Source organism: Streptomyces sp. Ncost-T10-10d (genome assembly GCF_900091955.1).
GTDB lineage: Bacteria > Actinomycetota > Actinomycetes > Streptomycetales > Streptomycetaceae > Streptomyces.
In genome coordinates this window covers 1-11630 of record NZ_FMDF01000202.1, presented here as the reverse complement: position 1 = coordinate 11630, position 11630 = coordinate 1, and the positions used below count along the sequence as shown (strand labels likewise).

Annotated in this window: 9 protein-coding genes and 1 pseudogene; 5 read left to right on the top strand and 5 right to left on the bottom strand. The window is 69.9% G+C overall.

The genetic code is table 11. The features are described 5' to 3' along the window. The first annotated feature begins 337 nt into the window (after window positions 1–337). The gene (locus GA0115254_RS34695; protein WP_093899256.1) at window positions 338–1666 is read left to right on the top strand and encodes an aminotransferase-like domain-containing protein; all 1329 of its coding nucleotides are present in this window, start codon (window positions 338–340) and stop codon (window positions 1664–1666) included. 76 nt (window positions 1667–1742) lie between these two features. Here the strand turns inward: GA0115254_RS34695 and GA0115254_RS44910 are convergent, their stop codons facing one another. Both GA0115254_RS44910 and GA0115254_RS47965 read right to left on the bottom strand, forming a co-directional pair. Then, window positions 1743–1922, bottom strand: coding sequence for a hypothetical protein (locus GA0115254_RS44910; RefSeq protein ID WP_176740409.1), 180 nt, complete (start codon window positions 1920–1922; stop codon window positions 1743–1745). Between the two features lie 38 nt (window positions 1923–1960). After that, window positions 1961–2326: a GntR family transcriptional regulator gene (locus GA0115254_RS47965; protein WP_370740992.1), complete on the bottom strand. Its 366-nt coding sequence runs from the start codon at window positions 2324–2326 to the stop codon at window positions 1961–1963. A gap of 133 nt (window positions 2327–2459) precedes the next feature. Here GA0115254_RS47965 and GA0115254_RS34685 point away from each other — a divergent pair, with 133 nt between their 5' ends. Together GA0115254_RS34685 and GA0115254_RS34680 are read left to right on the top strand one after the other, a co-directional pair. Next, window positions 2460–3236 carry an enoyl-CoA hydratase-related protein gene (locus tag GA0115254_RS34685; protein WP_093899229.1) on the top strand — a complete coding sequence of 259 codons (777 nt, stop codon included), beginning with the start codon at window positions 2460–2462 and terminating at the stop codon, window positions 3234–3236. A gap of 319 nt (window positions 3237–3555) precedes the next feature. Continuing rightward, the gene (locus GA0115254_RS34680; protein WP_218105604.1) at window positions 3556–4971 is read left to right on the top strand and encodes an aldehyde dehydrogenase family protein; all 1416 of its coding nucleotides are present in this window, start codon (window positions 3556–3558) and stop codon (window positions 4969–4971) included. A gap of 711 nt (window positions 4972–5682) precedes the next feature. Here GA0115254_RS34680 and GA0115254_RS34670 read toward each other — a convergent pair. After that, window positions 5683–6240 (bottom strand): telomere-protecting terminal protein Tpg, encoded by a 558-nt coding sequence (locus GA0115254_RS34670; protein ID WP_093899228.1) that lies wholly within the window; start codon window positions 6238–6240, stop codon window positions 5683–5685. Window positions 6241–6243: 3 nt separating this feature from the next. After that, complete coding sequence (locus GA0115254_RS34665; RefSeq protein ID WP_093899227.1) at window positions 6244–8430, bottom strand: telomere-associated protein Tap; 2187 nt, start codon at window positions 8428–8430, stop codon at window positions 6244–6246. A gap of 446 nt (window positions 8431–8876) precedes the next feature. Between GA0115254_RS34665 and GA0115254_RS34660 the strand changes: the two are divergent. Next, window positions 8877–9634, top strand: a pseudogene (locus GA0115254_RS34660) (toprim domain-containing protein); the annotation flags it as partial. A gap of 157 nt (window positions 9635–9791) precedes the next feature. Here GA0115254_RS34660 and GA0115254_RS34655 read toward each other — a convergent pair. Next, entirely contained in the window at window positions 9792–10781 is a 990-nt protein-coding gene (locus GA0115254_RS34655) for an alpha/beta fold hydrolase (protein WP_093899226.1), read from the bottom strand. A 179-nt stretch (window positions 10782–10960) separates the two neighbouring features. On the opposite strand from GA0115254_RS34655, the gene GA0115254_RS34650 reads away from it, so the two are divergent. Next, window positions 10961–11533, top strand: a complete 573-nt coding sequence (locus GA0115254_RS34650; RefSeq protein ID WP_093899254.1) for a helix-turn-helix domain-containing protein — start codon at window positions 10961–10963, stop codon at window positions 11531–11533. Window positions 11534–11630: the final 97 nt, after the last annotated feature.

The following is an 11630-nucleotide window of genomic DNA, read 5'->3' as shown; positions in this document are numbered from 1 at the left end:
GCATCATGAACAGTCATGAAGACATCCAAGCCGACGCCACTGACACTCTCCCGGGTGCATGGCTGATGCACCCGGGCAGGCATCGGTGACAACAAGCCTGCCTGCGGAAGCCGAGCAGGTCGGAGATGGGCGTCGGATACCGCATGTGGGTCCGGTCTCCCGGCCGCAGCGTCCCCGTGAGTTTACGGCGCAGGTATGCCGGCACCGGCAGTGCCGTGTCGGATCCGGGCACGGGCGCAACTCCTCGACTCTCGTTGGGTCTCGATGGATGTCCCGGACGGTACGGACCGTACAGTGATGCAATCAAGGAATTGTCCTGACTACAGGGATGGTGGCCGTGCGGGTCGAGCGTTTCCGGTCCATCGCGGACGAGATCGCCACGGCCGTCCGCGCCGGGACCATCCCGGCGGGCACTCGGCTGCCCACCCACCGGGATCTCGCACGGGAGCGCGGCATCGCGCTGGCGACGGCCACGAAGGTTTACCGGGAGCTGGCGGCTGCCGGCCTCGTGGTGGGCGAGCCGGGCAGGGGCACCTACGTCCGCGACCTGAGCGGCTTCGGCGGCACCGACCCCCGTCGCCTGCCCGCCGGGGCCCGGCTGGCCGACCTCTCGTTCAACCAGCCACTCGCACCGGACCAGAGCGATCAGCTCCGTCACGCCCTGCGTGAACTCTCGACTCAGGGCGACCTGGGCGCGCTTCTCGCGCAGCAGCCACCCGGCGGACGTGGTGGCGACCGGGCGGCCATGGCCACGTACCTGCTGGATCGTGGCATCGACGTCCCTCCTGCCCGGGTGCTCCTGACGGGCGGGGCCCAGCACGCCCTCGACACTGTCCTGAGCAGCATTGCCTCGCCCGGCGAAGTCGTGGCCGTCGACGCATTGACGTATCCCGGCGTGAAGCTCCTTGCCGGAGTCCGCCGTATCGAGCTCGCCCCCCTCCCCTGCGGTCCCGCCGGCAGCGACCCCGACAGCCTCGAGGCGCTCTGCCGGGAACGCCCGGTCTCGGCGATCTATGTGATGCCGGACCTGCACAACCCGCTCGGGTTCACACTCGATACCGCGGCCCGGAACCGGATCGTCGAAATCGCCCGCCGGTACGACTGTGTCCTCGTCGAGGACGGCACCTACAGCTTCCTCGTCCCGGACGCACCACCGCCGCTCCAGGTCCTGGCCCCGGAGCGCACCTTCTACGTCGGCAGCCTGTCGAAGAACCTCTCCACCGGACTGCGCGCCGGACACATCGTCACACCACGACAGCACCTGTCCACTGTCACCCGGGCACTTCGGGCATCCAGCTGGGGAGTTCCCAGCATCGCCACCGCCCTCACCACGCGATGGCTGCGCGACGGAACCGTTGCGCGCCTGGAGAAAACCCGACGTGAGGACGCCCGCCAACGCCAGGCCATCGCCCGCCGCGAGCTCACGGATCTCGGTCTCATAGGCCATCCCGGCTCCTACTGGGGTTGGCTGCCGCTGCCCGACGAGCTCAGAAGCGACATCGTCGCCCACCGTCTCGCCGAGAACGGGATCCTCGTCTCCACAGCCGAAGCCTTCGCAGCAACACGGCACGCACCCAACGCGATACGTCTTGCACTGGCCACACCAGGCATCGACGTACTCACCGCGGTACTCAGGCAAATCCGCGAAGCGGTTCGGCTTGCCTGAGCCGACAAGCACGCGAGCGGCCGCCGCGGGCCCGGCCCACAGGCCCGCTGGAAACGGACTGCCAGATCCGGCCTCCTCACTCGTACGGGCAGCGCCGCGTGACGGGCGGGATGAGCGTGGACACAGCCGGGGTGACCACTGAGGCCCCGACCTGAACCACCGGGCTGACCCGTGAGGAATACGCCCGCCAGGGCGCGCCGTGCTGGAGCACGACCTGGACGTGGACAGCCTCGTTCTGCTCGAACTGGTGGGACACCCGCCAAGCCCGTCTCGCGATCGTTGTACCGGATGAGGTCACCGCCCTCGACGTCTCCCGACATCGCCATGGTGCGCAGGGCGTGCCGCAGTTGGTCGACCTGCACGGGGGCCAGGGGCTGGTTGAACGACAGGTCCGTCAATCCGGGGCACCGGCAGAGTGCGTGGTGGTTCGAGCCCTTCGTAGCCGGAGCGCACCCGGACGAACGGTCCCCGGCCCGGCTCTCCAACGACCAGGCCCAAAGCGGCCAGTTCGGCGTAGACGCGGGTGGCCGTGGCCAGCGCGATCCGCCACTCGCGCGCGAGAGCGCGGTGTGTCGGGAACCGGGTGCCGACCGGGATCGCGCCGGAGCGGATGGCTGCGGCGAACTCGTGGACGACGGCCTTGTAGGAGGACGGTCGCATGCGGCACTTGCTGTCCGTCGCGGAGGAGGATGGGAGACGAGCTCCATTGTATGCAGGACAATTAATGGATCGTCCTGGATGACGGCTCGTAGCCTCGGTGATTCCGAACCCAGGCGAAACGGAGTATCCCGGCATGACCGTGCGCATCGAGCAGGACGACCAGGTCGCAGTGATCACCATCGACCGGGAGCAGAAGCTCAACGCCCTGGACTATCCGACGATCCGTACGCTGCTCGCGCAGCTCGAACTCATCGACTCCGAAGACAGCATCCGGGCGGTCATCCTGACCGGCGCCGGGCGCAGGGCGTTCAGTGCGGGCGCGGACATCCCTTCGCTTGCGGCCAGCATCGCCGGCGGGCCCGAACGTGCGCTGCGCGAGATCGTCCGCCGGGGCCACGCGCTGACCCGGCGGATCGAGGAGTTCCCCAAGCCGGTGATCGTCGCGGTCAACGGCCTCGCCTACGGTGGTGGCTGCGAGATCACCGAGGCCGCCCCGCTCGCGATCGCCGCCGAGCACGCGACCTTCGCCAAGCCCGAGATCTCCCTGGGCTTTCCGCCCCCCTTCGGCGGCTCCCAGCGCCTGCCGCGGCACGTCGGCCGCAAGCGCGGCTTGGAAATGATCCTGACCGGCGACCCGATTCCGGCCGCCCGAGCCGCCGAGCTGGGTCTAGTCAACACCGTCGTACCGGCCGACGAGCTCATGGGCGCTGCGCGGGACCTGGCCGCGCGGATCATCAGGCACGCGCCGACGGCCGTGGCGGCCTGCCTGCGCGCGGTCACCCGTGGCATCAACCTGCCGATCGACGAGGGCCTGGCAATCGAGGCGGCGTGCTTTGCAGCCACCGTCCCCACAGACGGTGTACGGACCGGCCTGCGACGGTTCCTCGACCGGACGGCCGCAGCCGACTGAACCCGGCGCGCTCGACCGAGGCCGTCTCGGGCGCGCCGGTCTGAGCCGGGATGTGCGAGGGCCTGCCGACCTCCAGAAGGGCCAGCGGTCACCGATAGGAGACCGCGGTCAAGCAGGGCAGTCCAGCCAGGCCCCACGGCAGCGGCCCATTGGGGGGACTTGCTGTACACCCATGCTGAACGGATGAGCCCTCGCCGCCGGGTTCGAGACTGCGTTGGCCTGCGACATCCGCAGCGCCTCGGGGATTGTCGAACCCACCGTGAAACAAGGACCACGTCGTTCTACGAGAGGACGGACGAGGTCGGAGCAGGAGGGCACCTTGATCGATCGCAATGCGACCTATGTGGACGGAACGTGGGCGCCGGGCGCGACTGAAACGATCGCCGTCGAGAACCCGGCCACCGAGGACGTGATCGGTGTCGTCCCCAACGGCACTGCTGCGGACGCGGAACGGGCAGTGCGGGCAGCGCGCGCGGCGTTCCCCTCTTGGGCCGCAACATCCCGCGCCGAGCGGGCGGAGTACCTGCGCAAGCTGCACCACGGCCTCGCCAAACGGTCGGCGGAGATCGCTGAAACGATCGCCACCGACGTCGGCACCCCGATGCGTATCGCCACCCGGATTCAGGCCGCACTCCCCCTGACCGACATCGCCGGCTACATCGACCTGCTGCAGGAAGACAAGGCCGAAGAGCGGATCGGCAACTCGCTCGTCCTCACCGAACCCGCGGGTGTCGTCGCGGCGATCACGCCGTGGAACTACCCACTGCACCAGATCACCTGCAAGATCGCGCCCGCGCTCGCCGCCGGCTGCACCGTGGTGGTCAAGCCGAGTGAGGTGGCTCCCCTTGCCGTATACCAGCTGTTCGACGCCATTCACGAGGCTGGTTTCCCGCCCGGCGTGGTGAACCTGATCAGCGGCTACGGCCCGGGCGTGGGAGAGGCACTGGTGACCCACCCCGAGGTGGACGTCGTCTCGTTCACCGGTTCTGTTCGCGGCGGTGCCCGTGTCGCCGAGCTCGCAGCACGGTCGATCAAGCGCGTCACGCTCGAACTCGGCGGCAAGTCCGCCAACGTGATCCTCGACGATGCTGATCTCAGTACTGCGGTGAAGGTGGGCGTGGCCAATGCGTTCCTCAACGGAGGGCAGACCTGCACCGCCTGGACCCGCATGCTCGTCCCCGCCCAGCGCCACGACGAGGCACTGGAGCTGGCGAAGAGTATCGCGGAGGGCTTCGTGCCCGGAGACCCGCTCGACCCGAAGACCAAGCTCGGACCGCTGGTGTCCGGCGCCCAGCGCGACCGGGTACACGGATTCATCAGGCAAGGCATCGAAGCCGGCGCGCGCCTGGTGACCGGGGGCAGCGCGGCGCCCGAAGGCTTCGAGCGCGGCTACTTCGTACGGCCGACCGTGTTCGGCGGAGTCGATCCGGTCTCGGTGATCGCCCAGGAGGAGATCTTCGGCCCCGTTCTCTCGATCATCCCGTTCGAAGGCGACGACGAAGCTCTGGCTGTCGCGAACAACTCCGCCTTCGGCCTGCACGGAGCGGTCTGGTCGGCCGACCAGGATCGCGCACTCGCTTTCGCGCGGCAGGTCCGTACCGGGCAGATCGACGTCAACGGCGGCGCCTTCAATCCGCTCGCTCCGTTCGGTGGCTACAAGCGGTCCGGCATCGGCCGGGAGATGGGCAGGCAGGGCCTGGCGGAATTCCTCGAGACGAAGTCCATCCAGCTCTGAAAGGACACGGAGATGACCCCCTCCGGTGTTTGGTTCAGCCGTCGTGGAAGGGTCGCCGTCCGTCGGGGGTCTCCGCGCGCGTTGCGGAGGGAAGGCTCGGACAGGGCCGCGTGGCGCAGGTGTTCAGCGAGCGCCGTGGTCGCCGTCGACGCGGCACGGTCCTTGACGCCCCGGGCCAGTAGATGGTGGCGGCGAGCCCAGGGGTCCTGCAGTTCTTTTCGCATCCGGTTCCGCCCCTCGCGGTATGCCCTTGAACATCTTCCGCTTCGTCACCCGCGTGCTTGCTGCGGCCGATCGCGCCTTCTTCCGCTTCTCCGCCGTCCCTGAGAACTACCCGCCCGTCGGCGCCACGGCACGTCGCGGTCAGCACCCAAAACGCTCACTCAGTCCGAATCGCCGACGGATGTCGCCCGGTGTGCGTCGGGATCGTCGTCCGAGAGAAACTGCTGAGCACCCGCCAAGGTGGGCCGCGAAGAGGCCAAGAACAGGCGTGAGCTGGAGAGGAGGGCGCCGGACGAAGCACGGGTAAATGGCGTGCACGGCCCCACTGCTCGGCAATGACGATTTGCCTCACGCCGTTGTATCGAATGTATCGAAGAGAGATGCCTCGAGCGACACCCCTGGGGGCGGGGTCCCCCGCTCCCAGGCTGCCCTTGACCCGATCTCACCTTCGCGAGCCCTGGTTCAGGGCCTTGTTGGCTTGCAGTCCTGCTACAGCTCGATGTCGACCCGCTCCACATCGGTGAACTCCACCCCGAGGCCGTGCGCCCGGGAGTTGTTGGCGCGGAAGTACATCTGCGCGAGGCCGTCGGCCGCGATCTGCTGGAGCTGTTGCTCGTTGGCGCCCTGCTCGCGGGCGGTGAACAGGCGGTCGGCCCACTGGGGCGGCAGGGCCTGGGTGATGTCGCGGATTCGGGCGTCGTCGGTCGTGCCCGCGGCCGCGGTGAACCCGAAGCGGGCGCGAGTGGAGACGACCAGGCCGTCCGTGGACGCCGCCTTCTTCCGGGCCTTCGCACGGATCTGCGGCTGCCACCGCTTCTTGACCTCGCGCTCCAGGCGGCCGCGCAGCTCCTGGCGGGGCCGCTTGAGCGTGCCCGCAACGTACCGCTCCACCGTGCGCTGGGAGATCCCGAGCACCTGCGCTGCGGCTCTGGTGCCCTTGAGCTGCTTGACCAGGTACTTCATCTGCGCCTGGGCGCTCTGCGGGATGCGGCGGGTGAACGCCCCTTCCAGCGCGCGGTCCAGGCTGTCCCCGAGCGAGTCGACCATCGGTTACTCCCCTTCTCCGGCCGTCGGGTCGTTCTTGATGAGGTTGGCGATGTTGAACACGCCGCCGCGTTCCTCGAACTGCTCCTCCGCCCACAGGACGGTCTGGGTGCCCTGGTGCTTGACCATCCCCGGCGAGACCCCGAGCCGGAAGCCGCCGGGAACCGGTTTGCCCTCGTCGGTGTGCGGCAGGACGTCCAGCGGGGACGGGCCGGGCGAGGGGTAGACGATCGCGTCGGTGCCGATCGCGACCGGGTACAGGTCGGCGGCGGCCGCCGTCTTCATCAGCTTGCGGTGCAGGCCGACGCGCTGGTTCGCCAGCACGGCGGCCCGGATGTCAGGGCGCCACGTCTCCCGCTTGAGCGCCGGGTACTCCTCGTAGTACGGCACCTGGCCCCGACTGCGCTGGCGCAGCTTGCCGATGCCGCCCTTCGCCGTCGCCTTGATCGCGGTCGCCAGCAGCGCCATCGTCGGGTCGGCCTGCTTGGAGCGGGCCATCGCGTCCAGGAACTCGCTCCCGCCCATGTCGGTGGTGACGCCGAGGTCGGCCATGGTCGCGACGTAGGCGTCGCGCAGCCGCTTGTACCAGCCGTCCAGGTAGCGGCCGGTCCGGGTACGTACGTGCGCCTCGATCGGCGTGACGTCGAAGCCGAGCTCCGTCGCGTACTGCACGGTGGGCGTGGCGTACCAGGCCGGACCGGTCGGGCGGTCGCCCTTGGGCGTGAACGGCGACGGCAGCCGGTCGCCGTCGACCGTGCGGCCGTTGATCTCTACCCGGGACAGGTCCACGTGCGAGAGGTCGACCAGCCACGAGCCGGGCAGCGACGCATCGAACTTCGGGTTGTTCTTCAGATGGGTCGGCCCGTTCAGCCCGACGGTGAGCCCGTTGGCGGCCGCGGCGAACGACATGTTGATGTCGAGCGCGACCAGGAACTGGTTCATGCACTCATCGTCGGTCAGCGGCCGGCACCAGTCGTAGGGCTCCTCCATCAGCATCTCGGCCGGGGTGCGCAGGTGGTGCCGGGCGAACTTCCCCTTGAGGATCGGGTGTTCGTCGGGGACCTCGCACTCCACCACGTCGTACAGGGCGGTGAGCGCGTCGTCGTTGAAGGCCCGCTTGAACTCGCCGGTCGCCTCGTCCTTCTCCGCGCGGGTCGGCGGGCGCAGCGCGGTCATCAGCTCCAGGCCGGTCGTCGCGGTGGTGCCGCGCGGCGTCATCACCCGCTCCGCGTACAGGCCGAGGTACCGGGCGAGGTCGGCCGGGTGCATCGTCGGCAGGATCGGGGCGTCCTTGCGGTCCCACTCCCGGGCGTCCAGCGCGTTCCACGGCAGGATGCACAGCTGGACACAGCGGCGCTTGAAACCCTCGGGCTCGCGGTAGACGCGGGCCCACGGCCCGAACCCGCGCTGGGTGAGCTGGAAACCGGCCTTGCCGATCTGCTTGACCACCTTGTGGCTGTCCGCGAGCCGTCCGTGACGCCGCTCCTGATCCGACAGGACGGCGGGCAGGCCGTAGCGCTCCAGCGCGGCCGGGGTGAGGACGAGGATCGGGTCGGCGTCGCGGCCGTTGCGGTGCAGCCGGGCCTGCCCGAGCCGGGCTTCGGCCAGCGTCCAGTCGACCAGCGCCGGAATCGTCCTGGCAGGCACGTCCAGGACCAGGCCGCCGACGCAGTACGCCGACACCTGTCCGTCCTGGTCTGCGTCGACGACCGCGAGCGGCCCGTTCTCGAAGCGCGGGTCGACGGCGGCCGCGGTCTTCTTCGCCACCGCCTTCTTCGCACCCGGGCGCCGCGACGACGTCGACGGCCTGGTGGTGCTGCTCGCCACCTTCGGGCGGGACGGCGGGACGGCGGGGGGCGCCGGGGCCGTCGTCAGGGCCGGGACGGTGGCCGTCGGGACCACCGGCGCCGGGGCAGCGGCAGGCGCGTCGGCGGCCGGGGCGGGGAACCGCTGGGCGAGGCCCTCCAGCAGCCGGGCGTACGCGGCGCGCTTCGGCGGCCGCGGCTCGGTCCGCCCGGTCTCCCAGTTCCCCACCGCTTCCCGGCGGGCGTCCAGCGCTTTGGCGATCTGCGCCTGACTCAGGCCCGCCGCCTCCCGCAGACGCTTGCGCTCCACAGGGGCCGGCAGATCATCCTGCGCGGCTTGCTCCAGCAGCGCATCGACGGCACTGAACAGCTCGTTCTCGGTGGACACAGAGGTCACCTCCGATAGGCATCATAGCCCAATCGCTCAACGATTCGCGCATTCAATCGCGTGCCAATCGCGCATGATTCAGGGGCAACTGTGACGTCGATCGGTCGTTGGCCATCTCGTTTGATCTCCCGGGGACTGCAGCATCCCAACGGCGACCTCCTCGCCCCATGCCTCCGGCATCCGATGCAGCGCCGAGCAGCCGCCGTCCGGCTCATTCAGATGGTGTCCGACATGGGCGTCCAGGAGGCGGCACGCTTCCTCGGCATCCCCGGCACATGGCTCGAGCGCCGAGCCGGCAACCAACGCTTGCCCATCGCCCTGTTCCTCAACGGCCGAGAGATCGAACTCCTGGCGAACCGGATCATCGACCACACCTGCACAACCGACTACCGCCACCGCCGGATCAGCCCGGCAACCTGGACGCTGCCCCAACGCGCTGGGCCCTTGCGCAGCGCCGCAAGACGGCACTGGAGTCCTCGTCGCTACCCGCGAAGCTCGCCGACTGCCGCAGCGACGACGTCGACCGCAGCGAACTGTTCATCGTCGAGGGCGAGACTCCGCACTCGGCACGGCGAAGCTCGCCCGGAACTCCGAGTTCCAGGCCCTGTTGCCGATCCGCGGCAAGATCCTCAACGTCCAGAAGTCGTCCGTCACGGACATGCTGAAGAACGCCGAGTGCGGCGCGATCATCCAGGTCATAGGAGCGGGTTCGGGCCGGACCTTCGACCTGGACGCGGCCCGCTACGGCAAGATCATCATGATGACCGACGCCGATGTGGACGGCTCCCACATCCGGACGCTGTTCCACCGCTACATGCGGCCCATGGTCGAGGCCGGCCGCGTCTTCGCCGCCGTGCCGCCGCTGCACCGCGTCCAGCTCACCCAGCCGAAGAAGGGGCAGGACAAATACGTCTACACGTACTCCGACCGCGAGCTGCGCGACGAGCTGCTCGAGTTCCAGAGCAAGAACATCCGGTACAAGGACTCGATCCAGCGCTACGAGGGCCTCGGTGAGATGGACGCCGACCAGCCGGCCGAGACCACCATGGACCCGCGCCACCGCACCCTGCGCCGGATCGACCTCTCCGACCTGGAAGCCGCGGAAGGCGTGTTCGACCTGCTGATGGGCAACGACGTGGCTCCCCGCAACGAGTTCATCACCAGCTCCGCTGCCATGCTCGACCGGTCCAGGATCGATATCTGAGAATCGCGCGACCCGCCCGGGCGGTCCCTCGCACCGCCTGCTCCCTTGCCCGGCCCAATGCCCGATCGGCCAACCAGTGGACGACATGGGCGCTGCCCTCGGATGTGCCGGCCGGGGTTCTCCTGCGACGGAGCCCGGCCGCGGCACGCCCGACGATTCAGCCCTGGAGGGAGGCGAGCCAGGCGATCAGCAAACGGTTGACCTCCTCGGGACGCTCCTGCTGGATCCAGTGCCCGCAGCCGTCCAGGATGTGGGTGGAGGCCAGGCCGGGGAGGGTGGCTGGGTAGGCGTCGATCGCGTCGGCCATCCAGGTCGTGGAGGCGTCCAGGGCGCCGCCGATGAACAGGGACGGCTGCTTGATCGGGGCGCCGCCGTACTGGCCGAGGTCCTCCCAGTCGCGGTCCATGTTGCGGTAGCGGTTGAGGGCCCCGGTCATGCCGGTGCGCTCGAATTCCCCGGCGTACACGTCGAGGTCGTCCTCGGTCAGCCAGGCGGGCAGCTTGCCGCCGGGGAAGCGGTCGCGCAGCCGACCGCCGGCGCGGGCCACGAAGTGCGGGTCGGGCTCGCCATGGGCGGGCATGGTGTCGGCGGACAGGGCCGCGTAGAAGCCCGCGAGCCAGCCCCGGAGGTCGGGCTCCATCTCCGCTTCGGCCCGGCCGGGCTCCTGGAAGTACGAGACGTAGAACTCCTGGTCGCCGCCCATCTGCGCGAAGATGTCGGTGGGGCGGGGGCCGCCGGGCGGCGCGTAGGGGACGCTCAGCAGTCCGACGGCGCGGAAGACCTCGAGGTGGAGCAGGGCGGAGGCCGCCGCGATGTTGGAGCCCCAGTCGTGCCCGACGACCACCGCCCTCTCCTCGCCCAGGGCCCGCACCAGGGCGACGTTGTCCTCCACCAGGTCGAGCATCCTGTAGGCGTCCGTCGCGGCCGGCTTGGAGGAGCGGCCGTAGCCGCGCACGTCGAGCGCCACGGCCCGGTACCCCGCTGCGGCGAGGGCCGGAAGCTGGCGGCGCCAGGAATACCAGGACTCGGGGAAACCGTGGACGAGCAGGACCAGCGGGCCGGTGCCCTGCTCGACCAGGTGCAGGCGCCCGGCGGGGGCCTCGATCGTTCGGTGGCGCAGGTCGGCGGACGGCTCGGGCTGGTGCATGGCTTCTCCTCGGTTCGCGGGCGGCCGCGGTTACCCACCGATCATGCGGCGCGGCGGCCGCCCGACGCGAGCACCCTTGCCATCCTGGCAAACTGGCAGGACAGGGTGGTGGAGGCGGCACGGCCGGAGGGAGCGGGGCAACGGTGACGGACGACGGCATAGCCGACACGCTGGCGGCCATGGGCCCCCGGCTGCGGACCGCGCGCGAGCAGCGCGGCGCCACACTCACCGGCGTCAGCCGCGCGACCGGCATCTCGCTGAGCACGCTGTCACGGATCGAGACCGGCCGGCGCAAGCCGACCCTGGAGGTGCTGCTGCAGCTCGCGAAGGCGTACGACGTCTCCCTGGACGAGCTGGCCGGCACCGCACCCGTCGCCGCGGCCGGACCGCGCACCCCGATGCCGCAGCGTCCCGGCGACGACAAGGCGGTACTGCCGCTGACCCGGTACGTGGGGGGCCTGCACGCCCACAAGCACGTCCTGCCCGCCGCCGACGCGCCGCCGGCGCGGCCGCGGCAGGTCTCCCACGACGGGTACGAATGGCTGTGCGTCCTGTACGGGCGGCTGTGGCTGGCACTCGGCGAGCAGGACCTCGTCCTGAGCGCCGGGGACGTCGCCGAGTTCGACACCCGCACCGCCCACGGAGTCGCGAACGCCGGACCCGGCGGACCGGTCGAATACCTGATCATGTTCGGACCGCAGGGAGAGCGCCTACGACCACGCACCCCAGCCCTTGGCCGCAGGGCCCGGTAGGACGGAGCACGGCGTCCTGGGACCACTCCCCCCGCGACCACCCAATCGAGACTCCCGTTCGACCGACAAACCCCAAGATCGGAACGACAACAGCTAC